General features: G+C 38.9%; 23 protein-coding genes and 1 riboswitch. Of the genes, 19 read left to right on the top strand and 4 right to left on the bottom strand.

Annotation, left to right across the window (positions count from 1 at the left end):
* Positions 1 to 65 precede the first annotated feature (65 nt).
* Positions 66 to 509 carry a JAB domain-containing protein gene (locus tag SATMO3_RS30210; RefSeq protein ID WP_371375272.1) on the bottom strand — a complete coding sequence of 148 codons (444 nt, stop codon included), beginning with the start codon at positions 507 to 509 and terminating at the stop codon, positions 66 to 68.
* 406 nt (positions 510 to 915) lie between these two features.
* Here SATMO3_RS30210 and SATMO3_RS30205 point away from each other — a divergent pair, with 406 nt between their 5' ends.
* The 9 genes from SATMO3_RS30205 (at position 916) to SATMO3_RS30165 (ending at position 11,197) form a co-directional block, all read left to right on the top strand.
* Entirely contained in the window at positions 916 to 1,377 is a 462-nt protein-coding gene (locus tag SATMO3_RS30205) for a zinc ribbon domain-containing protein (RefSeq protein WP_371375269.1), read from the top strand.
* Positions 1,378 to 1,392: 15 nt separating this feature from the next.
* Positions 1,393 to 3,096 carry a WG repeat-containing protein gene (locus SATMO3_RS30200; RefSeq protein WP_371375266.1) on the top strand — a complete coding sequence of 568 codons (1,704 nt, stop codon included), beginning with the start codon at positions 1,393 to 1,395 and terminating at the stop codon, positions 3,094 to 3,096.
* A gap of 89 nt (positions 3,097 to 3,185) precedes the next feature.
* Positions 3,186 to 3,548: a hypothetical protein gene (locus SATMO3_RS30195; RefSeq protein ID WP_371375263.1), complete on the top strand. Its 363-nt coding sequence runs from the start codon at positions 3,186 to 3,188 to the stop codon at positions 3,546 to 3,548.
* 64 nt (positions 3,549 to 3,612) lie between these two features.
* Positions 3,613 to 4,773, top strand: coding sequence for a tetratricopeptide repeat protein (locus tag SATMO3_RS30190; RefSeq protein ID WP_371375261.1), 1,161 nt, complete (start codon positions 3,613 to 3,615; stop codon positions 4,771 to 4,773).
* A 14-nt stretch (positions 4,774 to 4,787) separates the two neighbouring features.
* Positions 4,788 to 7,340 carry a VWA domain-containing protein gene (locus SATMO3_RS30185; protein WP_371375258.1) on the top strand — a complete coding sequence of 851 codons (2,553 nt, stop codon included), beginning with the start codon at positions 4,788 to 4,790 and terminating at the stop codon, positions 7,338 to 7,340.
* 11 nt (positions 7,341 to 7,351) lie between these two features.
* Positions 7,352 to 7,882 (top strand): hypothetical protein, encoded by a 531-nt coding sequence (locus SATMO3_RS30180; RefSeq protein WP_371375255.1) that lies wholly within the window; start codon positions 7,352 to 7,354, stop codon positions 7,880 to 7,882.
* Positions 7,883 to 8,688: 806 nt separating this feature from the next.
* Entirely contained in the window at positions 8,689 to 9,861 is a 1,173-nt protein-coding gene (locus SATMO3_RS30175) for a zinc-ribbon domain-containing protein (RefSeq protein WP_371375252.1), read from the top strand.
* A 62-nt stretch (positions 9,862 to 9,923) separates the two neighbouring features.
* Positions 9,924 to 10,382, top strand: coding sequence for a hypothetical protein (locus tag SATMO3_RS30170; RefSeq protein ID WP_371375249.1), 459 nt, complete (start codon positions 9,924 to 9,926; stop codon positions 10,380 to 10,382).
* The gene (locus SATMO3_RS30165) at positions 10,379 to 11,197 is read left to right on the top strand and encodes a hypothetical protein (RefSeq protein WP_371375246.1); all 819 of its coding nucleotides are present in this window, start codon (positions 10,379 to 10,381) and stop codon (positions 11,195 to 11,197) included. Before SATMO3_RS30170 ends, SATMO3_RS30165 begins: the two co-directional genes overlap by 4 nt.
* A 7-nt stretch (positions 11,198 to 11,204) precedes the next feature.
* Here the strand turns inward: SATMO3_RS30165 and SATMO3_RS30160 are convergent, their stop codons facing one another.
* The 3 genes from SATMO3_RS30160 to SATMO3_RS30150 all read right to left on the bottom strand — a co-directional run bounded on the left by SATMO3_RS30160 (position 11,205) and on the right by SATMO3_RS30150 (position 14,127).
* The gene (locus tag SATMO3_RS30160; protein WP_371375243.1) at positions 11,205 to 12,071 is read right to left on the bottom strand and encodes a M48 family metalloprotease; all 867 of its coding nucleotides are present in this window, start codon (positions 12,069 to 12,071) and stop codon (positions 11,205 to 11,207) included.
* An 18-nt stretch (positions 12,072 to 12,089) separates the two neighbouring features.
* Positions 12,090 to 13,355 carry a type IV secretory system conjugative DNA transfer family protein gene (locus tag SATMO3_RS30155; RefSeq protein WP_371375240.1) on the bottom strand — a complete coding sequence of 422 codons (1,266 nt, stop codon included), beginning with the start codon at positions 13,353 to 13,355 and terminating at the stop codon, positions 12,090 to 12,092.
* A 64-nt stretch (positions 13,356 to 13,419) separates the two neighbouring features.
* The gene (locus SATMO3_RS30150; RefSeq protein ID WP_371375237.1) at positions 13,420 to 14,127 is read right to left on the bottom strand and encodes a replication-relaxation family protein; all 708 of its coding nucleotides are present in this window, start codon (positions 14,125 to 14,127) and stop codon (positions 13,420 to 13,422) included.
* Positions 14,128 to 14,498: 371 nt separating this feature from the next.
* On the opposite strand from SATMO3_RS30150, the gene SATMO3_RS30145 reads away from it, so the two are divergent.
* The 10 genes from SATMO3_RS30145 to SATMO3_RS30100 all read left to right on the top strand — a co-directional run bounded on the left by SATMO3_RS30145 (position 14,499) and on the right by SATMO3_RS30100 (position 26,410).
* On the top strand, positions 14,499 to 14,636 hold the full coding sequence (locus SATMO3_RS30145; RefSeq protein ID WP_371375234.1) for a hypothetical protein: 138 nt from the start codon (positions 14,499 to 14,501) through the stop codon (positions 14,634 to 14,636).
* A gap of 89 nt (positions 14,637 to 14,725) precedes the next feature.
* Positions 14,726 to 16,279 (top strand): recombinase family protein, encoded by a 1,554-nt coding sequence (locus tag SATMO3_RS30140; protein ID WP_371375231.1) that lies wholly within the window; start codon positions 14,726 to 14,728, stop codon positions 16,277 to 16,279.
* Between the two features lie 24 nt (positions 16,280 to 16,303).
* Positions 16,304 to 16,507, top strand: a complete 204-nt coding sequence (locus SATMO3_RS30135) for a manganese catalase family protein (protein ID WP_371381821.1) — start codon at positions 16,304 to 16,306, stop codon at positions 16,505 to 16,507.
* A gap of 226 nt (positions 16,508 to 16,733) precedes the next feature.
* Positions 16,734 to 16,819, top strand: a riboswitch (cyclic di-GMP riboswitch).
* Positions 16,820 to 17,053: 234 nt separating this feature from the next.
* Positions 17,054 to 19,003 (top strand): methyl-accepting chemotaxis protein, encoded by a 1,950-nt coding sequence (locus SATMO3_RS30130; protein WP_371375229.1) that lies wholly within the window; start codon positions 17,054 to 17,056, stop codon positions 19,001 to 19,003.
* A gap of 118 nt (positions 19,004 to 19,121) precedes the next feature.
* A complete protein-coding gene (locus tag SATMO3_RS30125; RefSeq protein ID WP_371375226.1) occupies positions 19,122 to 20,099 on the top strand; it encodes a PilZ domain-containing protein in 978 nt (325 codons plus the stop codon).
* Positions 20,100 to 20,125: 26 nt separating this feature from the next.
* Positions 20,126 to 21,184, top strand: coding sequence for an Ldh family oxidoreductase (locus SATMO3_RS30120; RefSeq protein WP_371375223.1), 1,059 nt, complete (start codon positions 20,126 to 20,128; stop codon positions 21,182 to 21,184).
* The gene (locus SATMO3_RS30115) at positions 21,159 to 22,118 is read left to right on the top strand and encodes a bile acid:sodium symporter family protein (protein ID WP_371375221.1); all 960 of its coding nucleotides are present in this window, start codon (positions 21,159 to 21,161) and stop codon (positions 22,116 to 22,118) included. The genes SATMO3_RS30120 and SATMO3_RS30115 overlap by 26 nt, the downstream gene beginning before the upstream one ends.
* 101 nt (positions 22,119 to 22,219) lie before the next feature.
* The gene (gene fliD, locus SATMO3_RS30110) at positions 22,220 to 23,509 is read left to right on the top strand and encodes a flagellar filament capping protein FliD (RefSeq protein WP_371375218.1); all 1,290 of its coding nucleotides are present in this window, start codon (positions 22,220 to 22,222) and stop codon (positions 23,507 to 23,509) included.
* Between the two features lie 961 nt (positions 23,510 to 24,470).
* Positions 24,471 to 24,674 (top strand): aspartyl-phosphate phosphatase Spo0E family protein, encoded by a 204-nt coding sequence (locus SATMO3_RS30105; protein ID WP_371375215.1) that lies wholly within the window; start codon positions 24,471 to 24,473, stop codon positions 24,672 to 24,674.
* A 20-nt stretch (positions 24,675 to 24,694) separates the two neighbouring features.
* Entirely contained in the window at positions 24,695 to 26,410 is a 1,716-nt protein-coding gene (locus tag SATMO3_RS30100; RefSeq protein WP_371375212.1) for a methyl-accepting chemotaxis protein, read from the top strand.
* Positions 26,411 to 26,549 lie beyond the last annotated feature (139 nt).

The following is a 26,549-nucleotide window of genomic DNA, read 5'->3' as shown; positions in this document are numbered from 1 at the left end:
GCAATAAGGGAATTCAAGAAAAATCTTGAATTCCCTTATTGCGTCTAAAAAAAAGATGCAGAGCCTTAGAATAGCCCTGCATCTTTAAGACTGATATATCCTTCCTCACCCACAATAATGTGATCTAAAATTTGTATACCCAAAAGCTGCCCTGCTTCATACAACTTCCCGGTTAAACTGATATCTTCTTTACTTGGCTTAGTAGAGCCACTTGGATGATTATGAAACAGAATGATTGATGCCGCATTATTAAGCAGAGCTGGCTGAAAAATACTTCTGAGTTCTACAAAAGCTTTGTTCAAACCACCTACCACAATAATATGTAGCCCAGCAATTTTGTTTTGCGTATTAAGAGCAATTATACCCAGCTTTTCAACTGGTGAACTACTCAATTCAAAAACTCTTTCAATGACCTTCCAAGCAGTATAAGGACTAATTACATCATCCTCCAGCTTATAATTAATACCTTCTTCTTTGACAAGTTTTACAGTGTATCTGTTAATCCTCATCGACACTCACCCTTTCTTTTTTTATTGAAAGAGCACAAGATGAGCAGCTTATGAGGAATACATCTTTACAGAGTGAATTTCAAGTAACCGTGGAATAAGTTGAGAGTCATAAGAAGTATGCTACTTATGCCGCGAAAGTACTTGAAATTCTAGCGGAGTAAAATTGTATAATGGAGAGATTAGGAAAGGGCTATATAACTTACTGCCTCCATAATAATATTACAAATTTTAGTTTATTTAATAAATTATAACTTTTTTGCTTATGTCAAGAGGACTTTTGTCTCAAATATAGAAAATATAATATCAAAATATTTACTGTAATGGTTTTAATTTCTATTTTTCTATCAAATTCGACATTTGGCGAACAAAAAACAACAATTAATCAGTAAAGGAAGTGTATCAAATTATGGAAATATTTAACAAGATGATTAACAGTACAAAATCTATAGCCAAAAAATCTGGAAACATGGTTGAATCTGTGAAGCTCAAAGCTGATCTTGACGCATTGGATAATGAAATTAAGAGACGAAAAACAGAACTTGGTGCTGTAATATACAGGCTTTTTATTGAAGAAAAACTTCAAATACCTGAGATTGAAAGTATTTGCTTGGATATTACGAGATGTAATAAAGAAATTGAAATGATTAATGCTCAAATTGAAAGTTTAAAAATATCAAGTAATAATTGTCCTGAATGTGCGGCAACTAATCCACCTGATGCACAATTCTGTGCTGATTGTGGAAATAAATTGAATATAACTTCTAGTTATTCTGAAAGCAAAGTTTTATGTGAAAAATGTTCATTTAAAAATGATTATAGTGCTAAATTTTGTGCAAAGTGTGGAAAAAAATTAATAAACACAAATTAAAGGAGGGCAAATAAATTGTTTTGCACTAATTGTGGAACAAAAATTACATCACATAATTTACAATTTTGTACTGATTGTGGAAAGCCGATAAAAAATAATAGATTTAAATTTTATGGCAATCAAAAAAACTTTGCAATCATTGGCGTTGTGGTGTTCGTATTATTTGTTTTTATTTTTACATATTTCTATAACCAAAGTCATTCACCTCAAGCAATTGTAAAGAAATATTTACAAGCTGTCGAATCTAAAGATGCTAAAGAAGTGGCAACCCTATTAGATAAGCAAGATTATATCAATGAAGCAACGGTAACTTCATTTATTAGCTGGTTAGAGCGAAATCCTAACGAAGAAAAAAGAATGCGTCAAGAACTAGCGGAAATAGCCAATTCTGGAAGCAATATAGCACCAGTAAATTTTGAAAAACATTATGGATTTGTTAAAAAGGGCTTTGCTATATGGGATAATTATAAAGTTTATATCAAGCCTGCAAATTTAGAAATTTCAGTCAACAATGGAATAAAAGTAAAACTGCTTAGTTTAGACAAAGAGTATAAAGATTCAGATCAAGATGTTATAAAGTCTGAACTAGTCTTACCTGGTGCTTACGTATATACTGTTGAAGCAAAAGATATGAAGACTTCTGAAAAATCATTTGGTAAAGGCGCAGTGGAAACTTCTCCTGGGCAACTAACTAAAATAGATGTAAGAACAATTTTAGCTGCACCTGTTCGTCTCGGTAGTCAAAAATATTATATTGATAAAAATGGAAAAACCTTAACTGTAGAGTCACCGAACTTTTTTTACAGAAATATTACTGGATATTACAAAAACGATAAATTTTATGCTGAGGGGCTGACCCCCTTTAGGCTTGAAAATTTATGTGGATATGTTGATGATAATGGAAAGCTGGTTATTCCGTTACAATATGAAGAAGCACTTCAATTTTCTCAGGGAAATGCTATTGTTAGAAAAAATGGTAGATGGGGATATATTGATAAAACTGGTCAACTAAAATCACCGCAATTTGAGATTTTAAATGACACTACAGAAGGAGTAGGAATAGCAAAAAGTAATGGAAAATTTGGATTGATTGATAGCTACGGTAAATCAATAGTTCCATATCAATTTGATGTAATGTATTTAACAAATAGCGGAGATATTTTAGTAGGACTTAATGGGAAATATGGGATGATTGATAAAACAGGAAAGTACATAATTCAGCCTCAATTTGAAGACCTCTTTTTTTATCGTGAGGAGGTTGCAAGCGTAAAGCTTAACGGGAAGCATGGTTTTATAGATAAGCAAGGCAATTTTTTAGTACAACCTCAATACGATTATAACCTCTACTTTAGCGAAGGGCTAGCAGCGGTAAGAGTAAATGGAAAAAGTGGCTATATCGATAAAACCGGAAGAATTGCAATTCCATTACAATATGGCCTTGTAGCTCCATTCAATGAAGGCCTAGCAAGTGTAAGAACAAATGATGGTATTAAAAATAATTGCGGATTTATTGATAAAGAAGGTAAACTAGTAATTCCTCCTCAGTTTTACATGGCATCCTCATTTTTTAACGGTTTAGCTGCTGTTAGCATTTCAAATTCTCTAGTTAAATATGGATATATTGATAATAGCGGTAAAATGGTAATTCCACCTCAATATGATTGGGCTGGTTCATTTGATTGGTATGAGCCTCGCATTCTCGAAAAGCCTCCAGCATAATCAAACATGCTTTTTAAAGTGTATATTTTGTATAACCTTATATTAGCAAAAATTTCTTTAAATAAAGTTAATTTGAGGAGGTCTTGACATTGATTACTTTCAAAAATTTCATTTTCTTTTTGATTTTAGTGATTATGGTCAACTTTCTAATCGGCTGTTCATCTTTATCAGGGCCTGAATCAGTTGCCAAAAGCTTTGTTACAAGTGTATTGGATAGAGACTTAAATTCTGTAAAAAAAGTAACGGCTAATTTAAAGGACTATGAAGTACAACTGGTTGCCGGGATGGTGGTAATGGCGGCAGAAAAAAGCAAAGATCGCAATTTTACATATACTTCACGTAACCAATCCGGTTCAGAGACCACTATAGAAGTTTTATCAGGAGGCTCCCATATAATGAACATTAGACTTGCAAAAGTTGGAGACGCTTGGAAAGTAACAGGAGTGCAGTAACTTAGCTAATCATATATATATTATATTTGAAAGGGATGTTTGCCTTAGTTCGGAGGGACTTTTTGTGAAATTTTTATCAAGAATGATACTTTTGGCTATCATAATTTCTATATGTGGATTGGCAGCATGGAATTATTGGGAAACACAGGAGAATGCGACTACAGAATCCTTAGCTGCTAATCAGAACATAAAATCTATCATTGATTTATATACAGCAATGGAAAGCGCTAAACAAAATATAAAAAATATGAATTACAGTCTTGAGATGGAAAGGTGCAGTTATAAAGGTTCAGCAATCAGAGCTAAGATTAATGTTTTTCAAATGGGAACAAAATATAGATATGAATTAGATAATGGCTCAATTGTTGGATATAACGGAAAGAAACTCTGGATATACGCAAAAAGTGATAATTCCATAATTATAGTAGATGCCGATAATGTATCTCCAGTGATAAATGCGATTCTTCCATCTATTGAGGACTTGCGCAAACGATTTAGTGAAAATAACAGTGTTTTAAGCGCAGGTAGCACAACTTATCAAATTGACAATCTAAATACACAAGAAATAGTACAGAATATTGTGCTAATTAATAAATTGGATTTAGATGTCATTGAAAGTAAGACCTTTCAAAAAGACGGTACGGAAGTTAGTTACAAGTTTAAAGATATTAAAAAAAATGTCACTAATATGAACGATATTATCTTTGAGCCTAAACTTGACGCTAAGCAGTCAGACAAAGCTTACTCAATATGGATGCTGCTTGGTATAGATGCATTGGATAACGGCTATTTTTTAATTGCAGAAGAGTATTTGCAAAAAGCTCTAAATTCTAATCCATCTCCAGATGCAAGTTCAATTATCCTGGTTCGACTCGGGGAAGCTGAATTTAAGCAAAGTCAATATGACAAAGCTGTAGATTTCTATAGCAAAGCTACTCTGGTTAATGGAATTAAACCTCAACAGCTGGCAATAGCTAATCATTTTTTAGGATTCTCTTTTTTAACTCTTGATAAGTACGATGAAGCCATAAAGAATCTTTTGATTGCAAGTCATAATAGCAGCAATCCTTTAAGTTCTGAGACATATGAATTACTTGGCATTGCCTATCATAAACAAGGTAATTTAAATGAGGCAAAAATTGCTTTCGGACAAAGCCTGTCAAAAACTGGTGATAATTCACAAAGGCAGCGGATTGAGAACTATATGACCCGCTTCTTGAAATAAGGAGAAGTGCTAAGGTGTTGAAATATTTAAATAAATTAAATATAATCATTCTAACACTAATAGTACTTTCATTTTGTCTAGCGGCTAGTGACTATGCGAATTCGGCGCATGGGTATACGACAGTCAGCCAAGGGCAAGTTCTTGGCAAAGCATTAGCAGCCCTAAATTCAGGATTTGTGGGTCAGTACGCAGATGATTATCTATGCAATAGACCACAGACCATGCCAACTGCCTTTGATAATGCTAGGTTTTCATCAATTGATATTTGGTCTCAATCTGTTACGAATAGTCCTGCATCAAATTATATTATCTTAAAAGATACCGCAAGTAATAGTTTACATGAGGTAATGAAAGATTTTTTAAGAGCCAAAACGAAGGAATATTTAGAAACAGAAAATCAAGGAAATTCACAAGATAATTCTAAAGTATTTGCTATTTGTAATAATGCTATTAATTCATGGAATTTTAAAGAGTTACAAAGTAAGGAGAATTATGTATCAGCTAAGCTTTTAAACAATCAAGAGTTTGCAAATCTGTCGTCCATTGACAAAAGAAAAATACTGACATGCTTAAATAACTCATTACAAGCTTTAAGTAATTTCAACCAAGACCTGACCATGCTTGGTATTAATGAGCTTAATGATATTAGTGGCAAGTATCCAGCGACCAACAGACTGATTGAGTTCTCCAATAATCAAAAAAAGGGGGGTTATACAAACAATCAAATAGCGCAAGCTATTCGAGAAGCAACCGCAGGCTTTAGATTAGGGATTAATTCAAATTTTAATACTTTACAAGACGAAGTAAGTAAAGTAAGCAAGAGGGATTTAAAATTACATATTACAGGGGTTGACTCCTCCCGCTTCCCTGCTGTATCTACTTATGTTACCATTACAGACGGCTTAAATAGGCCAGTAGATAATAATGATATTAAGTTTCATATAAGTGATGGCAATAAAAGTCCTCTAATTTCAAAAACTTATAAGTTTGGTAACCCAAATATCAATAATACGTCTCATATTGTATTAGTAATGGATCAAAGTGGCAGCATGCAAGGGAATCCTATGATGGAGGCAAAAACTGCTGCCAAAAGATTTGTGTCAGCATCTCAGCTAGGGGAATGGTTTAGCTTAATAGTTTTTTCGGATAATTCCAAGACCATTGTTGAAAGAACAAGAATTAAAGAATTAATGGCAATGGCTGTCCAAAGAGCCAGTGCCAATGGAGATACAGCTTTGTATGACGCACTGCTTGGTGCGTGCAAACTCTTAGAAAAAGAACAAGGCCGTAAAATCATACTTGTATTGTCTGATGGTGCAAACAATGCTGGAAAAACTACTCTAGAACAGGTAAAAAAGACTGCTGACGAAAAAGGTATTTCAATTTTTGCAATTGCATTAGGAGATAAAACAGAACATAAAAATCTTGCTAGTCTCGCCGACGGTACCGGCGGCAGATGCTACTATACTATGGATGCCGCCGCATTATCAGGAATTTATGGTGATGTTAATGCATTATTAAGAAATTCTTATAAAATTGACTATTTATCAGCAGACCAATCCGACACTTACAGAAATTTAAGAATTCAGGCTTTAATTGATGGCATCAACATTGAAAATACAGTAGGTCATTATCCGCAATCGACACATAGGCAATACATCCCAGATACTCGCGTTGGCTGGAGTCAAAATGACAAGTCTAAAGCATTATTTATTGATGTTGCTAAAGCCACTGGAAAATCAGGTTATTACCTTTTTAGATTTTTTGCAAATACATATTATATTTCAGATGATGAATTTCTCAAATTAAATACAGAACAAATTGTAAACCTGAATAAACAAAGAGAAGCTTATTCAAAGTATTTAAGTTTTGCATATGGAGTAGATTCACAGGCTTTACTTGATGCAGTTCATACCGGACTAGATATATTAGGCATGGTTCCTGTACTTGGATTTGTCGGGGATTCGAGCAATGCAGTTTTATATCTTATAGAAGGTAAAGTATTTGATGCCTCCATCTCAGGAGCGTCTTTGCTGCCTTTTGGAGATATAGTAAAAGGTGCAAAATATTTATGGAATCCAGCAACTAAGCACTTGGTCAAAGTCACAGAAGATATAAAGATTGCTCATGTCTATGAAGAAGCTAGAGTAGTAGCTAAAGGGAAAAAGTCGGCGGAAGAGGCTATGGAAGTAAGTGTTCTAGATAATACTGAAAAGATAGCAGGGTCGGACATCAGACATTTAAATGGAGCTTTGGCTGAGACTCACGGATATAACAAAGCACTTGCTGAAGGGGAAATTGGAATTCAATCACCGGAAAAAATTACTGCTACAGGGCCAGACTACATAACTTATAATCCTAAAACTCAAACAATTACAGTTTGGGATTCAAAATATTCATTAAATCAGAACTGGCCTAATTCTGCAAAAGGATTTGAAAGTGAAAAATGGATTAATGAAACTAAAAATGCAATAGATAATATTCAAGATTCAGATTTAAGAGAGCAGGTAAAGGATGCATTTAAAAATGGTAAAATTAAATGGCAGTTATTCAAATGGCCAAAATAAGGAGGAAATTAATGAAATGGAAAGATTTAAAAAATATTAATAAATTTACACCGATTAAAGATGTCTTTGAAAAAATCGGATTGCCTAAATTTAAACTTGGTAGTAGGCCTATTTATTATATGGGAAACGGCTTTCTAATATCTTATTCAAATAAAATGTTTAAAGTTGAAAATAGCAATCGAGTTGAATATGGAGTAGAAGGCGAATATGTTCTAAGTATATACTATTTTAGTAATAAACATGAATTAGAAACTTTTTATATAATGAAAGATGAGTACTATTCTTTTGAAGGCGACGTTTTAAGTTCTGATAATTTTGAAATATTTGACGAAATTAAATTAGGCATTACTTACGAGCAACTCAATAATTACTTGAGAAATAAGCAGCCAAGGATGTTTTATCAAAATGGAGAAACAAGAACTCTTAGTAACGGGAAATTCTGTTTTCAAAATAATTATGTTCATTGGGGAAATCACATATTCTTCTTCTTTGGTAAAAGTAAAAATACAAAATTAAGCGGATTTGAATATATATTTAGTTAAGCTGAGGGTGAAATAATTGGGAGTAATTCTAAAAAAAGATTATTTAGTAGTGCTTAGTGAAGGAACAATTTCTGGAATAATAATTATATTTTTGTATAGTTACATTTCATCAACAGTAGCTTTGCTTGCATATATATCATATTCAATTCTGCGCATGGGATGGAGTAATATTCTATTACAACCAGTATTTTGGGTAACTACACTGGTTGTAAGTACTTTGCACCTGTTTTTTCTAAACAAATTTAACATAGAGTCAATACAAATTGATGCAATTTTACTAGCTGTAGTTTCGCTAATATTACACTATATTATGCCAATTATAAAAAATCGCTTTATTTTTTTGAATAGCTTTATAAAGATAATAATTGTATTATCATGTGGAATCTTAGTAGGATTTTGTTCTATAAAACTTTCTGACACAGGTACAAAATTTTTTCTTTTAGCATTAATCGGCAGCTGGTCTTTAATCAGTTTGGGCAGTACTTGGCTTCTTATAATAAGAACGCTATTATTCTCTATATCTTATCTATTGACACTTTTCGTGCTCTGGAACGGCGTTAACTTTTTAAATTATAATTTTTATGAAGCTGTAAATATGTACACTCCGTTTTTTATACCCCTCTTCATAACTTGTTTCCTACCCTTGCTATCATATTATGCTAATAAAGACATGGTATATAATCTTCCCGATATAAAATCATTTTTCAATAATTCTTGTTCTCATTGCGGAACTAGGCTTAAAAGAAGTAACAATTTCTGTACTTCTTGCGGTAATTCAGTAAAAACTGAAAAGGGATGATGAATGAATGAGCTTTTGTAATCATTGCGGAAAGCCAGCGAAAGACAATAAAAAATTTTGTGTTTACTGCGGAAAAGAGATTGAAAAAAAAGAAGACGCGAGTTCGGAAATAGCCGCAACGGCTGATTTTGCAATTGAACAGCCTGTAGTAAAAAGTACAATCACTATTCCAAAGAAAAAAGTAAAAATCAAAACTGTTTTTATCAGTATAATTACACTCGCTATTTTATCAGTTTCTGGCTATTATGGATTTGGATACTATAAGGAACATTTATATCAGAAAGCTATCATAGATTCTATTTCTGTTGTAGCTTTAGCCGATAGCACTTTAAATGACAATATCAGTGATAGTATAGCAAAAAAGTCAATAATATCTGTTAAAGAAATTATTAGACAGAAAAAAGATGAAGTAGGTCGAACTGAGCAAAAGCTCAAAGACACTACTCCTCCAGATAAGTTTAAAGATTATCATCCAAAATTATTGGCCATTTTTCAGCAAGAGAACAAATGTCTAGATTTTATGCAATCTATAATAAATGAGCCATTTGGCACTGATTATGATGCTAATATCAGGAGTCTTATGGCTGCACAAACAGAAAAGCATCAGTTTATTATTTCTACTTCTCAAAATGACCATGTATTGCAGCAATCATCAAATTTTACAAATACCATTGATTCTTTAAAAAGTTATTTGGATGAACAGCGAAAGACTCAAAAAGATAAAATGGAAAAGCTATCATTGAATAATGTTTATTTTAATAAGATGGACAGTATTATTGATAAATATAATTTAGCTAAGATTGACCTTGGCGGAATGGCTGATAAAGCATTTTCAAGTACCGGGGGCTATAACTGGGGGGACTATTATCGAACAATTGATGAAGCTCGTGCGTCCAGAAATACACTGAGGTCAGAACTAATCTCCCTGCCTAGAATCAGTTATGCCGAAGGAGATATATTAAAATATCAGCTTATGGAAATTTTGACATTGGCTATTAATTATTGTGATACTATGCGAATGGCCGGAAATCTGGCTCAGAACATTACTACAAAAGCGGCAGCGAATGACAAAAGAAATGAGGCTTCGCGTATTAATAAGACAGTTCAAGACAGATATCAAGAATTTTATAAACAATATGAGCAAGCTAGAAATCGTCTAACAAAGTTTGAAACATTATAATTTATAATACTTCTTTCAATGTGAAACATTTAGTACAATATTTTTTTACTGGAGATGATTAAATGAGTGAGGTCACTTTAAGCTTAAAGTTTGAAGGTGACAGTGATGGCTATGTAACATTTGAATGTCCTTTTTGTGAATCGGAATTTAAACTGCAAGCAGCAGAATTTCAGGATGAAGATAATTCATTCCCCGAGCTATTCTGCCCATATTGTGGTTTACCTAGTGAAGTAAATACATTCTACTCGTCAGAAGTTGTGGAACAAGCTAAAATTTTAGCAACCAATTATATGTACGAACAATTAAATCAAGCTTTTGGAAAAATGTCACGGAAACTAAATCGAAGCAATATTATTAAAATGAAATTTAAGCCACTAAAAAAAATAAATGTTAAGGAGCTTAAGGACAAAGATACTGCTGAAGAGATATTTGAGTGTTCTGCATGTAATAATCATCTTAAAGTATTATATTGTGCAGGCGTTTCAAAAGTATTCTGTCCGTATTGTGGGGTGGATCAATGAGTGATATAAAACAGTATAAAATTACAAGCATGGATTTTCGTAGATTATCAGGCAATTTGCTGAGAATGGATTATACTGACGAGAATCTGCATTTAATTCGGTTTAAAAATTATATTGATAGTAATGAAATTATAAACAGTATCATTCAGATTAAAATAGCTGGCATACAATATGATCATAAAACGAATTTTATTATTAAAGATGGTGGCTGGAGTCAAATCAATCCCCCAACCGATGAAGCTACTCATATAAAAGCAATGTATGATTATTTAGAAGAATTGTGTACCGATGGCATAAGTATTCAAGGCATTGCTTCTAACTTTTACCATGGAAGCACTAAATGGAATGACATTATACAGAGCTTTATTAGTAAAGCTTTTAAGCCGCTAATAGATTTTATCATTGATTCTCTGTCTAAGGAAATAATGCTATTAGAGTCAGAAGCAAAGGGCGGCAGCTTCATTCAAAATATTGAAAAGAATTATGGTACTGCTAATATGGCAAACGGATATATACAATCGCAAAATACTATTAATCTAAATGCTGTATCTGAAATCTGTGAATTGATAAAAACCATAAAACCGATGATTGAAACCGCTGATATTTCTCAGACGGAAAAAGAAAATATTACTGATGATTTGGAGGTAATTGAGGAACAGGTCACTTCTCCCCAGCCAAAGGTTTCGAGAGTAAAAAAAGCATATGAGAATATTAAAGCTTTTCTTGCTAAAATTCCAGCGGGAGTGACTACCATGGTAAATCTTGCGACTAATATTCAGCAATTAATTGAAAAAGTCGGTTTAATTATTATTTGATTTTTGGTCACTTCTCCAACCTATCAATCCTCTCAGCCGTTGGCGGGTGCGTACTATACAGCACCTGCCATATATTTTTTGGCGCACCTTCTAAGGCCTCTATACCCCTCAAAAACTTAGCCAACGGCTGACCAAACCCTATATTCTTTGCAAACAAATCCGCTCGGAATTCTTCGCCCCTACCAACAGCACAAATACTTAATTTCAGTGAAAACTGCGACACAAAGCACAACACCCTCAGTGAAACATTAACAACTATTGCAAATAACGAATAAGCTACACCCATTAATGAAACAACAGGATTCCGTGACTGTGTAAGCCCTGATATAACCTTTCCCGCCGCATCAACTAATACGGTAATTATACCAAGCAAATTATAAGATAAAATACCCAATTGATTAGCCGTTACAGCTATAGCTAGCCTCTGAGAATCCCCAAAATGCAAATGCCCGGCTTCATGCGCCAATACGCCCGCCATATTTGCACTTGATGAAAAATTTAGCAGTCCTTTGGTTACACAGATTGTATTATTCCCTAGTGCAAAAGCATTAGGGAGTTTTTCATCACTGACAAAAAGCTCAACCTTTTCAAATCTTGCTCCAGTCTTACCGTCCAAAGACTTATCTACAGCACCCAATACCTGATTCCAGCTTCCTAGAATCTTTCTGCTTTCTTCTGTTGTTGGCGGCCGACAGCCAAGACTAAAACGCCCAATGCTTTCATTTATTGGCGATATTGCGAATATACCAATACCTAAAATCAATAATGATGAATAGATTAGTCCTGTTGGATAATGAAAAAATATAAGAAGAAGCAAACTGATAGGAATTAAATTGAGAATAAGGCTAACAGCCAACACCGTAACCCCAGCCATTAAAATCACATCCTAATCTTACTTAATTCTTTTAATAGTGGTTTCATGAGTCTCAAACTTTGGTATCTTCCTCACTATAACTGCCTGCCCCACCTCCAACCTTTTAATCTTGTCAGGATGTATGATGAATTCCTTAACAAACCGCACAGAACCAAGCCCAGTACTGTTATTACTGCCAATCTGCTGTGTCAAACTAAAGCTGTCCTCAGTACCAATTATCTTTGAAAGTTCTTCCGCATCCTTAGCATCATTCTGCCTTTGTACAATCAATGTATTGCAGTTTTGTATAATCTGGCTCTTAAGTGCATTATCTACAACATCCAAATCAGCAAGACTTTGTGTAGAAATCAAAGCGGCAAAACCCTTAGACCGCGACTTGTTAATCAAATCCACCACATTCCTACTGGCAAAGACATTGAATTCATCATATATGGTCATTATCAACGTATCTTTCTTAGTCCTTTTAGAGGCTACCGCTTTTAAATCATTTATGACTAATCGCCCTACAAGCTTTGCATAAAGTGGGTAAGCCAATGAATCAAGAGAAAACAATACTACATTTCCAACTTCAACTGCCTTATTAAGCTCTATTGTCTTTTCAGACTCATCAAAGAACAAATACCCTATCTGACTTTCAATAATAAGGTTAAGCCGGTCAATCAGCCCCGAAATACCTTTTTTATCAACATTCTCTAAGTAATCCATAACGCTGTCTGGTGCATCCAACTGGCGAGCCAGCATTTGAAGCTTTCCGGGAGTCATACCCATTACAAAGGAATACAAATCAAAACTCTCATGCGCCTTTTCAAACAAAGTAAGTGCTAATTGCAAATATCTTTCAGCCATATACTGATAATACGGCTCTTTCCATTCGCTAAGCTCTATTAATCGGTCTTTTAACTCTGTCGGGCCTCCACTAGCTAATGGGTTATAGTGATATGATTTATCTGGCTCAGAAATAGAGAAAAGTTGAAATGAACGGTTATATTTATCTGCCATGTCTTTTATAGATTGAACAAAATCCCAATCACCCTTACCATCAACGATTACTAAAGGTAGATTAGTTCTCATAGCAAAATCAGCAAAGCAGAATATAGTTGTGGTTTTGCCGCTGCCAGTAGTTCCGCACAAAAATACATGTTGGTTTATCTCCTGAGTACTTAAAATGATAGGCTTTTGAGACAGATTATCTATTCCTAGAAAAACACCATCATTAGATGAATTATCTGTATCAACTTTCTTTGGCTCAGGCATTTTAGATAATCCGAATATAGACCTAAGCAAACTATCACCGCCTAGCTATATATATTTATATTTTCTTCTCGCCCTTCACTGGGAGAGGAGAGGGCTATTTCCTTCTAAAGAAATCTTTTGCCTTTTGTTCTTCAACTTTATTGATTTGTGACACTGTAGAAGCATTAGCCTTAAATTCCCGCATATCAGGCAATAAGAATACTCTAATTAAAGAACCAACACCAGACAGAATTTTTGTAGCAATTGCCTCAGATTTTACAAAATACCAAACTTCTTTATATTGACCGCTATTGTATTCTTTCAATATCTTCTCTAATCGGTTTGTTCCCTTCATGGATAATTCAAGCTCAACTGCAATCTTTTCACCTGTTTTAAGCTTTAAAATTCCATCAGGCGAATGTCCCTTCACTCCGACACCCTTTAAGCCGTTTTCATGCCTTATCTGCCTATCAGTAATCCAAATTGCATTTTCTCGCTGTTCCAACGCTATTGCTAAATCTACTAAGGCCAAATCATGGTCATATGAACCAAGCCGAATTTTACAAGTAGAAAACTCATCATTGGTCACTGCTATTCCTTTCGGAGCCACCCGATAAACGCCAAGCTTGTTTTGAAACACCTTTTCATATACTAGGTATTCTGCTGTTCTTAGCTCATACAGTCGCTTTTTAGCCGCTAATAAGCTCATCCCAAACCTTCTTCGAAGCTGCTCCACCGTCACCACCCGGTGACTATTAATCCAAATCATTATACTTAAATCTCTCTCCGTAAGTCTTACGCTCTTCTTCTTCTCTTCTGTCATTTCGTCACCTTAAATCTTAATACTCGCTACCAAGCCAAGCGAATCTGGACGGCAGCTGACCTCACCATCGAAACTAGACGTTGAGAGGGTGAGGTCAGCCGCAAAATTCTGTAGCATAGCGAAAGAGTTTTAGTCCAGAATTCGCGCGGCTTGAGCTTTTCTATAGGGTAATAAATGGGGATAAAAGTCGTAACACCTCTTATCCCCACTTTTAACCTATCAAAATACTCTATACTAATAGCGCCGCTAAAAATATATGACATGCAGAACCAGGTAATTACTCTTAACAAATAATTTAATATTATATCCCCGAATATTGTACAGCCATCCCCTCATAAGTTTTTCATAAGAACCATAAATGAGGTGATGAGATGGCTAAAACTGATACTCAAGTCATCTGCAAAAATATTTTTAAAAGCGGCAAAAATATTAAGGCTACCTTTACACGGTTATGGATTGAGCTAATCAATCAGTTCGAGAAAAACAAAAGCACCGGAAGCAAAACATAAAATCTTTACAAGCCTGCCCCTTCTGATATAAGATATCATCAAGTAGGGAGGCTTGTTTTTATCGAATCTGAATAAGAGGAGATAAAACTATGAAAGTAGCTATATATTGCCGCTTATCTGAAGAGGATAAAAACAAGCAATCAGAAACAGATGACAGCGAAAGCATACAAAACCAGAAATCAATGCTCATCCAGTACGCAATTGAAAGGCAATGGAGCATCTATAACATATACAGCGACGATGATTATACCGGCGCTGACCGCAGCCGCCCCGCCTTCAATCAGCTTCTGGCAGATGCCGAGAAACGCAAATTTGATATTGTCCTTTGCAAAACACAATCAAGGTTTACAAGAGAGCTAGAACTGGTCGAAAAATATATTCACCATTTCTTTCCCTTGTGGCATATCCGTTTTATCAGTATTGTTGACAATGCGGATACTGAAATAAAAGGCAACAAAAAAGCCCGCCAGATTAACGGACTTATCAATGAGTGGTATCTTGAGGATATGTCAGAAAACATTAAGAGTGTACTGACCAACAAAAGAAAAAATGGTGTTCATATTGGTGCGTTCGCACTGTATGGATATCAAAAAGACCCCAACCAAAAAGGGCACTTGATTATCGACGAAGAAGCTGCCCAAATAGTCCGAGAGGTCTTCACGTTATTTTCACAAGGTTACGGCAAAACTGCTATCGCCCGAATACTTAACGACAGAGGTATGCCTAATCCGACAGAATACAAACGGCTCAAGAATCTACGATACCAACAGCCAAAAACTAAAAATAGCACATTGTGGAAATACTTTGCCATATCCAATATGCTAACCAATGAAATCTATATTGGAAACATGGTTCAAGGCAAATACGGCAGTATTTCCTATAAAACCAAAGAGAATAAACCCATTCCTAAAGAGCAATGGATTAAAGTAAGTTGCACTCATGAGCCTATTATTGACCGCGAACTTTGGGATAATGTGCAAGAGCTAATAAAGGAAAAGGCTAAACCGTTTTCTGTCGGTACGATTGGGATATTTGCCAAAAAAGCAAAATGCATGTATTGCGATTATGTAATGCGTTCTACCAAAAGTCATGACCGCTATTATTTAAAATGCGAAACAAAACATGTTGCCAATGAAGCATGCATAGGTTCGTTTATATCGGTAGCAGAGCTTGAGAGAGCTGTGATAGCTGAACTTAAGTCTATGATAACTGAATACCTTGACAAGGATGAACTAGAGCAGCAGGTCAGCATTACCAACAACTTGAATGAAAAAAGAGAAAAGCTTAAAGCCGAAGTTACCACATTTCAAAGAAAGGCTTCGGAATATGCCAAAGGCATTCAGGATGTTTATTTAGACAAATCCAAAGGCATCATTACCGAAAGTGAATTCCTGCAATTCTATCAAAATTTTTGCAAGGAAAAAGAACGTCTTGAAATGCAGGCAAGTAAGACAAGAGATAAATTAGAAATCATAGAAAGAAAAATGCAGTCAGCTGACAGCCGCCGCCAGATTATCGAAGAATATCTAGATATTACAAAGCTTAATCGGGAAATGACCGTAAAGCTAATTGACTTCATTCGCGTTGGCAAGCGAAGCCCTGAAACCAAGCAGATTCCCATTGAAATTCATTGGAATTTTTAGTCCCCAAAATGTTGCCGATACACAATCGCCCCAGAACAAAAAGCCCGGTCGACATATGAGCATCTGATTGCTTGTACCGATGACCCCTGCGTAAAAGATACTCTTCGTTTTCTGTGGCAGCGGGAAGTAGTACATTTCCAACGGTTTGGCGAGGCCTTAAACGAGGTTCAGGAATGGATGTGCAAGAGCAAACATATGTGGAGCGGTCATAAGGGCGGGTGTGAATAAAGGATTTCCCGAATAGCTGCAAGATACTCTCTGTCTATAGGCAGAGGGTATTTTATTAATATGGACTAGGATGGTTAAGGATATCTTGAAAAGACGAAAGACGGGGTTCTCCAAGCAGGATTTTAACTTTGGGTTAAAGTCTTGTTAAGGTGTTTGAATTGTAGAGAAAAAAATGCTACAGTGAATTTGCGGATTAAAGAAATTGATTGCGGGATTAAGTAAGACAAATTATAAAGGGCAAACTTATCGAAAGATAAGGACGCAAAGCTATGGGTCTAAAGGCGGAAAGCCTATGACTGCCAGGCTGCCGTTTGGTTCTAATGGCCAAGCGCCTCATAAACCAGCTATGGGGCTGGTTTATTTTTTATAAATAATATTATAAAGCCAATGTTGTGTTGGTATATACAAGGAGGATGGCTGAAAATTGTGCCAGGCTAAAGAGTAATGTTTTTTGCAATTAATTAGCGGACTACTAACTCCAAGATTGTTGAATTTTTAACGCCCTATTGATTGGCTATTTTTCTGTTTCGAGGAGGTTAAATAATAATGAAAAAAATTATTATTGTCTTACTAATGCTCGTTAGCGGCATTCCCTTGCTTGTGTCGACTCTAATTTCCCACTCTCTGTTTACTAAACCACTGGAAAGTGATTACTATGCGATTAATGCCAGCAAGGCTGAAGTTTTTAAGACCGAGACCCAGGCTTACCTCAATAAGCACATGGAGGTAATTAAGGCGGTTTCCCGTACCACTGCCGTAAAAAATCTTGACTTGCCGGCAACCAAACAATTACTCGCCGACTTAAAAAAAACCTACTCCAATATTGATATGGTTATTTCTGATCTAACAGGTAAACAGGTTGTCAGAGGCGATGATGCCAAGTTGGTCAATGTGTCCAGCCGGTCTTTCTATCAGGAAGCGCTCAAGGGTACTGAAGAAGTTATTTCCGAAGTACTAATCAGCTCCAGAGACGGACAGCCGGTAGTAGTACTGGCTACACCCATCCGGGCAGATAACGGAGCTGTTGTCGGCGTATTGCAGGCCAATCTTTATCTAAATATTTTTAAGGACTTTGTAGTTAACCGCTCAGTTAACGGAGTTACTGCTTACATACTGGATCAAGATGGAAAAGTAATCGTTCATCCTACAGCCCAGGTGTCGGGAGAACGTACTGATATGAGTAACCAGCCTTTTGTTCAAACCGCATTAAAGGGTCAAAGCGGTTCTGAAGAAATTGCGGGGGAAAACGGTGTTCGCAAATTAGCAAGCTATGTGTATGACCCCAAGACACGCTGGGTTATTTGTATGGAGAAGAACTATGAAGAGTATGATGCGGTTAGTAAAGGAATGCTCCTTACCAATTTAATGGTTTGGGTTATCACGATGATTGTGGTGATCTTCATTAGTATTGTTGTTTCCAACCGGCTCACTAAGCCCATCACGCAATTGGTAAGTGCGACAGAAGCGCTGAAAAACGGTAACTTAAATGTAAGCATAACGAATCATAGCAAGGATGAAATTGGTAGGTTGGCGCAAAATTTTGACGCAATGGTTAAGGGACTGAAAGACCTGCTTAAGGATGTTTCCGTTTCCGCTGGCGTGGTTTCGGCAGCCGCTCAGCAGCTAACTGCGAGTGCGGAACAATCGGCGGCTACCGCTGAGCAAGTGACAATAGCAATAACCGACATCGCGGAAAGCGCTGAAAAACAAGTGACTACTGCCAATGATACCGCAGTGATTGTGACCCGGATTGTTTCCGATATTCAGCAAATTGTTGCCGATTCCAGTACAGTCGCCAACGTATCGGCCGGGACCGCTCAGTTGGCTGCAAATGGCGGCAAATCAATAGAAGATGCCGTCGGGCAGATGCAGAACATTGAAGCCAGCGTTGCCAATTCGGCGGCAGTGGTGACAAAACTGGGGGAACGTTCTACAGAAATCGGCCAAATTATCGATACTATCTCCGGTATTGCCAGTCAAACCAATCTGCTGGCCTTAAATGCGGCAATAGAAGCAGCCCGCGCTGGCGAGCAGGGGCGGGGATTTGCCGTAGTGGCCGATGAAGTGCGCAAGCTGGCTGAGCAGTCAGGCAATGCCACTAAACAAATTGCATTTCTCATTGGCGAGATACAGGCCGATACAGATAAAGCAGTTGTGGCTATGAACCAGGGAAATATCGAGGTCAAACGGGGAGCCAATATAGTTACTGAGGCCGGAAAGACGTTTAATGAAATTATTGCCATGACCAATCAGGTCTCAGAGCAAATCGGCGTTATTTCAAATTCTATAGAGCACATGGCTCAAAATAGTCAAAGAATTGTGCATGGCATTCAAGAGATTGACAGTATGAGTAAAAACAACGCCAGTCAGACAATGCAGATCTCAGCAGCTACCCAAGAACAGGTTGCCTCTGTGGATGAGATCAGAAAGGCCAGTCAATCATTGGTGAAAACGGCTGATGAACTACAAAACGCGGTCAGCAAATTTTCTCTATGACAACTTTACGGTGAACAAACCTATTCCCAACAACTCATAGGCCGGTTATGAGACAGGCTTTATTCTCTAAAAACCGGTCGTGAGCGAAACCAATTTAATAAGAATGGAGCGATGAATTATGTCAAATGTAGGAATGCGTATTTTCCCTCATATCAATCGGCCGCCCAAAGCTTTAATCGATGGCTTTGCCGGTATACCTGTAGCTAATATAGCCGACAACATGAATCGCATGTCATGCATGGCTGCCAAACTTCGCCCCGTTAATGAGGTGCCCTTGCTGGGACCGGCTTTTACCGTTAAATCACGCCCGGGTGATAACCTTCTGCTTCACAAAGCGCTGGATCTTGCACAACCTGGCGATATTGTGGTAGTAGATGCCCAAGGGGACTTGACTAACTCCATTATGGGCGAATTAATGGCTCTATGGGCTGAGAAAAGAGGAATCGGCGGGTTTGTTATCGATGGCGCCATTCGCGACAGAGGGGCTTTGAAAAAAATGAGAATGCCTGTCTATGCGGCTGGAGTTACCCCGGCCGGGCCTTATAAAGATGGGCCGGGAGAAATTAATGTTCCCGTGTCTTGTGGCGGAGTTGTCGTTCACCCGGGAGATATTTTAGTTGGCGACGAGGATGGTATTGTCGTTATAAATCCGCGTGATGCCGAGATTTTACTGGAAAAGTCCAAGGCCAAACTGGCTGCCGAAACCAAAATAATGGAGGATATTGCCAATATGGCCTGGGATCGGACGTGGGTGGATCCGGCTCTTGCTGAAAGAAAAGTTGAAGTGATAGAAGAAAGAAGACTTTTTTCCCGGGCGGATATTAGCGTGCCTGTGACCATTATACCTAATGATTTGGCGCAACCGATTGATGCCATCGCGGTTAATATCAGTGTGGACGGAATATTGCTGCAAACTGAACAGTACCTGGCGATCGACTCGCTCCTCCGGTTATACCTGCCTAAAGAGTTAGGAAATATGGATGTTGTGGCCAAAGTCGTCTGGCAGCAGGACAACAGTTTTGGCTGCAATTTCATGGATATGCCCAAGCATGAACGGGCGATCTTGGATTACGTGACCTATTTCCACATGCGGTAATACACGAATCTGGGGAGGGGTGTAATTTGCATACTGATACAATGTTGATAAAGGCCAATTGTTTACGAGACTATTGTCAGCAGCTATTTACCAAAGTCGGTGTGCCGGCTGACGAAGCTTATATCAATGCCGATAATTTGGTGGACGCAGATCTGAAGGGCATCGATTCACATGGGGTAAGCCGTATGGCTATTTATCTCAAAAGATTGCGGTTGGGAATTGTTAACCCAGCCCTTCAACTGAAAATTGTGACGGAAAGCCCTGGTACCGCTGTTTACGATGCTTGTAACAGCCTGGGCGCTGTCGCCGCCGGCAAGGTAATGGCAACGACGATAGACAAAGCGCGTAGTACGGGAATTTCCTTTATCACGGTTTGCAATTCCAATCACTATTCGGCTGCCGCTTATTTTGCCCAAATGGCTTTAGAGCATGACATGATTGGATTTGCCGCCAGTAATGGACCGGCGCGTATAGCTCCCTGGGGCGGCACTGAACCGATGTTTGGCACCAGTCCCTTTGCTTATGCAATTCCGGCAGGTCAAGAGCTCCCGATTATTGCCGATATGGCAAGCAGTGTAGTCGCCAGAGGCAAAATTATTATGGCTGCCAAAAAGGGGGAGCCGATACCTTCAGGCTGGGCGCGCAATAAGTTTGGTGAAGATACCACCAATGCCCAGGAGGCCTTGGAAGGAACCGTATTGCCTTTTGGCGGCCCCAAAGGATATGCGATTGCTACAATGATTGAAGTGTTAAGCGGTATATTAGCCGGTTCTTGCTTTACCACGACAATAAAAGATTTATATACAGATTTTGAAAATCCAACTTGTACGAGTCACTATTTTGGCGCCATCAATCTTGCAGCTTTCGGGCCAGTGCAGGAGTTCAAAGCAACGATGGATCAATTCATAGTAAGTGTAAAAAGTAATCCCAAGGCTAAAGGCGTAGAGGAAATTTTTCTTCCCGGTGAAAGGGGTCTAAAGTTAAAGCAGAAAAGGCTTCAGGAGGGAATTCCCCTGCCACGAATTACCTTAGACAGTTTACGGCAGGAAGGAGAAGCATGTGGTATTCGTTACGACCTTGAATGAATGGCTAAGTAGAAGAATGTTTGTATTGGTATTGGCGGCGCTCATGATGGGCTATTTACTGCGAGTACCCGACAGTCAGCTTGTCCGCGTGCTCCTGGTGGCTTTATTTGCGTACATGACATTTGTTACCTCACTGAGTACGGGGATGAAGAGCTTCATTCAGGTGCTGGGACGGCCATGGGCTGCATTATGGGCTTTGCTGCTTATCCATCTGGCGACTCCGCTAACTGCCTACTTGCTGGGAACACTGTTTTTAGCAGATTCACCCCACGCAAAACTTGGATTGCTGGTAGGAGCTGCTATTCCGGTCGGAGTCACATCGGTAATTTGGACTGCGCTTGCTCAGGGCAATGTACCCATATGTCTCGCGGCTGTTACAATTGATACACTGATCGTCCCGGCGTTGCTGCCGCTTTACTACAAACTGATCATGGAGCAGTCGGTCATTATTAATTATACGTCCCTTGTTACCCAGCTTGTTTTAATGGTGACACTGCCAAGCATAATGGGCATGTTGCTTTTTGATTGGTCGGGTGGTAAAACAGCTGACTTTTCCAAAGGCATAGGAGGAGTAACAGCTAAGCTAGCCTTGTTTATTGTAATTCTCTTAAATGCATCGCTCGTAACACCGGATTTTAACTGGTCTGCAGATATTGTACAACTGACGTTCGTTGTGCTGCTGCTGGTAGCATCCGGCTACATGCTTGGATATGTTGGTTCATTGTGCATACCCAATAACTCCCGAGATACTATGGTGGCAATGATCTATAGTGTCGGCATGCGTAATATTAGCTGCGGGCTTGTCATAGCCATTACTTACTTTCCGCCAGCAGTGGCCGTGCCTATCACCTTGTGTATGTTGTTTCAACAGCCGATTGCGGCGGCGGTTCCTAATATTTTAAAATACTTCGACGAAAAGCGATTGTCGTGTTAGCCATATCCTGCGGGATTGGCTTTATTTTTTCTCGACATAAAAATACTAAGAGAATATAATAGTGGTATAAAATGTTAACCGTAAGTGAAGGGGATGAGCAGATGAGATGGATTTCAGCCGTTTCGTATAACAAGTATTTTAAGGTCTATCAGCCGGTTTCGGCTGCGTCGGTAAATAAGAATACGAAACCTGACATCTACCGGGCGGAGGACACCCGGGGTTCTCTTCAGGTTTTATCCAATTTATCAATTAATAATATAAAATATAAGCAGGATGTGTACCGCAGGCAGGTTGTGGATTTTAACACTCAGGCCAAAGATATGAATTTAGCGGCTAAGAGTGTGGCTGCCGGTGACTTCTTTGACAAAAAGTATGTTGACGCCAATAACAGGTCTATTACAGGCTTAGCCCAAAATGCCGCCAATGCTGCTGAATATGATGTGACGGTAAGTCAGCTGGCCATAGCTCAAAAAAATACCGGCACAAGAATAGCCCGTGCGGGTGCCGGCATACTGTCAGCAGGTACATATGCCTTTGGTATTACTGTTGGCGCTGGTGCGGAAAAAACAGTAGTTGTCCAATTGGATACAGCGGAAAGTAATTTTCAGATTCTGGGAAAAACCGCTGCGGCAATTAATGAAGCGCAACCCGGTGTAAAAGCAGATGTCAGAACGGCCGGAACCCAAGCCTATCTTAGCCTGGAGTCGGAAAAAACCGGACAGGCCAATGCCTTCTCTATACGCGATATAACCGGTTCGGTTGTGCAGGTTTTAAATCTTGGTAACCGGGTTACCGTTGCAGGCGACGCGCTCTATTCCGTAAACGGTCAAAAAAAAGCCGCTGATAAAAATATATTCTCCCTGGATAACGGGAATTTGCTGCTGAATAGCAATGACATTACCGCCGGCGCTGTCAGGGTGTGTGTGGCGGCAGATACCGAAACAATGGCTGAGGGCATTAAAGATCTGGTCACAAAATACAATGCTTTCAGCACTATGTTACGTGGGACGAATAATATAACTCAGCGTGGGGAAAAGACTTTGGCAGGTATAAAAGCTATGCTTACAGGTGTCCGGGAAGATGACTTTCAGGAATTTGGCATAGGCTGGGATGCTGCTAATGATCAAGTGAAGCTTGATGAAGGGCAGCTAGCCAGGGCGCTTAAGCATAATCTGGCTAAAGCGGAATCTCTGCTGAGTGGCAGCACTGGTTTGGCAACCTGGCTGCAGAATATTGCACAAACTGCATTAGCCGCTCCGGTTAGCTCATACTTGAAGGCGCCTAATGTAATGGACTCCATTGATTATGGCTGGCGGCGCAGCAGTAATCGCTTTCTCTTCAATGGATTTAATGCAGTAAATCAAGGACTGTTTTTGGATATGGTTGTTTGACATAAACATTGTGTACTCATTCTGAGCCGTGTAATCCGCATAATAGGCCAGGCTGAAAGAAAAAACAGACGTGTATAGCACTTTGATATATATAAAAACACTGAGCGGCCTTCAGTGTTTTTTTCGTTTAAAGACATCTTCCTGAGTTTACGTCCTCCCCTCACAAAGAGCGCTTGCCAGTAACCGGTAAGCGCTCTTTTTTCATGCTTAGCCCTTATTAACAGCATATTTGTAAGATTATTACATATAATATGCTAAAGCACTGAAAGGAGAGGGCTAGGAGTGTGGTTTGACGGACCGGATGGTCTTCGATTAGGTGTTATTTTATCTGCCTATGTGATTTATAGTATCTATTGTATATTCAATGCACATAATTTTTAGGTCACCTACCTCATGGCGCGGCTTCTTATCTCACAATCAGCGGAGAAATAACGTTTACAGCCTGCTTGGGTATTTTAGCGGGATGGCTTTATGCCGGTTGGTGATTAAAAACTTCATTGGCAAGAAAACAGGCTTTCCAAAGTAGAGGAAGCCTGTTTTTAATATGCCGCTCCTGCATTACTATGCAGAACAGTCTTTGTCGGTCAGGAGCGTGAGTTGAAAAAATATACTTTCACCACAGACAAGCTATTCTTTTTGCTTTATTTGTAGTATAATAACAATTGTCGCAACGGAGTTTAGGGGGGTCTGTCAGGTAAGGGGAAAGCCAGGCAGATTGGGAGGAACTCCGTTGCTCGGAAACGATATTATGCAAGCCTTCGGGAAACCGAAGGCTTTTTTATTGTGGGTCTATATAGGAGAGCGAGCCTTTTTCTGACAAAATGTAAGACTTATGTCAGCATTTTGTCAGGCTGCTGACATATTCTTTGTTTAAAATAAAAAAAAATGTAGGTTTACATCGTTTAAATGACTTGTGTGAAAGTTTAAGTAAGTACGACAAGAAAAAATGGAGGGGTAGGGCATGAAAACGAACAGTCTGTGGGAAGATCAAAATAAGATTGAGACTATCCGTGCCCGTCTGCATGCACTCGTTGCGGCAAAGTCATTTAATATGCAGGATACCGAAGTTCTCTCCCTGAGTGATGAAATGGACCGGCTGATTGTCGCGTTTGAAAAAGCAAGACAGACAGATGCTGGGAAGGCTGCTTTTAAGCAAGCTATGTAAAAAGCATAAAGGAGACTAAAATGAGTTTTTTCAATAACCTCAAGGTTAGCCTGAAACTAAGTGCTTTACTGCTAATTGCGCTTTTATCTATAGGTGTGATCAGCTATACTGGCTACTTTTATCTCCAGCGGGCGAATTCACAGTTTCAAATAATGTATGACGAGCGGTTAGTGCCTGTAAAATTTCTTTCTGAGGCCCGTACTTATGCAAGAACTATGAACGGGGCCATACTGGAATTGATGCTCACAAAGGATGAAAAGAGAAACCAGGAACTGAAAACCGTTATTGAGGACAGTACTGTCAAAGTCAATAACATTCTGGCCGTTATTGAAAAGCAGCCGCTTGATCAAAAGTCGAAAGAATTGCTGGCAACAGTAAAGGAATCACAACAAAAGTATTATGTTGCCAGAAGCGCGGTTGTTGAGCTGGCAATACAAAACAAAAATGCGGAAGCCTATAGTCTCTATGTTGGAAATGTAGATCCGTTGACAACTAAGTATATTGATGGATTGGTTAATTTTGGCGAGTATTACATTAAGCTTTCGGAGCAAATGAATAGTGACAACAAGGCGGCTGAGGCCGATACTGTCCAAATTATGCTGGGACTCTCGCTGCTAACAGGCATCATTCTCGGACTGAGCGGCCTATATATTACCAAAACCATAACAACTCCGCTAGGGATCATGGTGTCGGCATGCCAGGAACTTGCCGCAGGCGATTTTCGGGATAAACCCCGGCAGGTGCTTAGAAAAGATGAAGTTGGCGAGCTTGCCGATAACTTGGTGACGATGCGGACAAGTTTGCGCAATGTACTGAAAAAGGTCAATGAATCTTCCGAGCAGGTAGCGGCCTCTTCGGAAGAATTGACGGCCAGTGCAGAACAATCCGCTCAGGCTGCTACAATGGTCGCCGAATCTATCAGTGCTGTGGCCTATGGTGCAGAGCGGCAATTAAAAGCGGTAGCTGAAGCCTCTCTGGTCGTTGAACAGATGTCAGCCGGTATTCAGCAGGTGGCTGCCAGTGCCGCTCAAGTAGCCGGAAATTCGTCTCAGGCCGCCGATAAAGCCAGGCTTGGTGATCAGTCGGTAGAAAAGGCTGTCAGTCAGATGGCTTCCATCGAGCAAACTGTTAATAATTCCGCGCAAGTTATTGCCAAGTTAGGCGCAAGGTCTAAGGAAATCGGGCAAATTGTCGAAGCCATATCCGGGATCGCCGGACAGACCAATTTATTGGCTCTTAACGCCGCGATTGAGGCTGCAAGAGCAGGCGAGCAAGGCAAGGGGTTTGCTGTTGTGGCGGAGGAAGTGCGCAAGCTGGCAGAACAGTCCCAGGATGCGGCCAAACAAATTACAGCTCTGATAAGTGAAATTCAGACAGACACAGATAAAGCCGTAGAGTCTATGAGTGAGGGTACCAGAGAAGTTAAGGTCGGCTCAGAGGTTGTTGCTCTTGCCGGTCATTCTTTTAAAGAAATCAGGACTTTAGTAACCCAGGTATCCGAACAAGTCAGGGATATTTCCGCTGCCTTTCAGCAGATGGCTGTTGGTAGTCAGCAGATTGTGTCTTCAGTAAAGGAAATTGATAGACATAGTACGCAGGCTGCCGACCAATCACAGACGGTATCGGCGGCTACCGAAGAACAGTCGGCCTCCATGGAGGAAATTGCATCTGCAAGTCACAGTCTGGCTCAATTGGCCCAAAGTCTTCAGACGGCTGTAAATCATTTCCGGCTTTAGCAATATTATTAACCCTCTGCTGCAGCAGAGGGTTAATGTTTAAGGGGCGGTCGTACGGTAAGCGTTTAACTATAGGAGAAAGCAGGAGTTGTCCGGTTCCTTACCGAAGGGAGAAGTATAACAATCTAGGAGGATTTCG

This window comes from Sporomusa aerivorans (assembly GCF_041428895.1).
Classification (GTDB): domain Bacteria; phylum Bacillota; class Negativicutes; order Sporomusales; family Sporomusaceae; genus Sporomusa; species Sporomusa aerivorans.
The sequence above is the reverse complement of the archived record's forward strand: the minus strand, read 5'-3'. Positions and strand labels throughout refer to the sequence as shown.

Excerpts from the sequence above, each read along its gene's own strand:
- SATMO3_RS30165 (WP_371375246.1), top strand. The coding sequence starts at position 10,379 with ATGAGTGATATAAAACAGTATAAAATTACAAGCATGGATTTTCGTAGA.
- fliD (WP_371375218.1), top strand. The coding sequence starts at position 22,220 with ATGAGATGGATTTCAGCCGTTTCGTATAACAAGTATTTTAAGGTCTAT.
- SATMO3_RS30180 (WP_371375255.1), top strand. The coding sequence starts at position 7,352 with ATGAAATGGAAAGATTTAAAAAATATTAATAAATTTACACCGATTAAA.
- SATMO3_RS30100 (WP_371375212.1), top strand. The coding sequence starts at position 24,695 with ATGAGTTTTTTCAATAACCTCAAGGTTAGCCTGAAACTAAGTGCTTTA.
- SATMO3_RS30150 (WP_371375237.1), bottom strand. The coding sequence starts at position 14,127 with ATGACAGAAGAGAAGAAGAAGAGCGTAAGACTTACGGAGAGAGATTTA.
- SATMO3_RS30210 (WP_371375272.1), bottom strand. The coding sequence starts at position 509 with ATGAGGATTAACAGATACACTGTAAAACTTGTCAAAGAAGAAGGTATT.
- SATMO3_RS30125 (WP_371375226.1), top strand. The coding sequence starts at position 19,122 with ATGTCAAATGTAGGAATGCGTATTTTCCCTCATATCAATCGGCCGCCC.
- SATMO3_RS30175 (WP_371375252.1), top strand. The coding sequence starts at position 8,689 with ATGAGCTTTTGTAATCATTGCGGAAAGCCAGCGAAAGACAATAAAAAA.
- SATMO3_RS30145 (WP_371375234.1), top strand. The coding sequence starts at position 14,499 with ATGGCTAAAACTGATACTCAAGTCATCTGCAAAAATATTTTTAAAAGC.
- SATMO3_RS30170 (WP_371375249.1), top strand. The coding sequence starts at position 9,924 with ATGAGTGAGGTCACTTTAAGCTTAAAGTTTGAAGGTGACAGTGATGGC.
- SATMO3_RS30130 (WP_371375229.1), top strand. The coding sequence starts at position 17,054 with ATGAAAAAAATTATTATTGTCTTACTAATGCTCGTTAGCGGCATTCCC.
- SATMO3_RS30105 (WP_371375215.1), top strand. The coding sequence starts at position 24,471 with ATGAAAACGAACAGTCTGTGGGAAGATCAAAATAAGATTGAGACTATC.
- SATMO3_RS30140 (WP_371375231.1), top strand. The coding sequence starts at position 14,726 with ATGAAAGTAGCTATATATTGCCGCTTATCTGAAGAGGATAAAAACAAG.
- SATMO3_RS30205 (WP_371375269.1), top strand. The coding sequence starts at position 916 with ATGGAAATATTTAACAAGATGATTAACAGTACAAAATCTATAGCCAAA.
- SATMO3_RS30160 (WP_371375243.1), bottom strand. The coding sequence starts at position 12,071 with ATGGCTGGGGTTACGGTGTTGGCTGTTAGCCTTATTCTCAATTTAATT.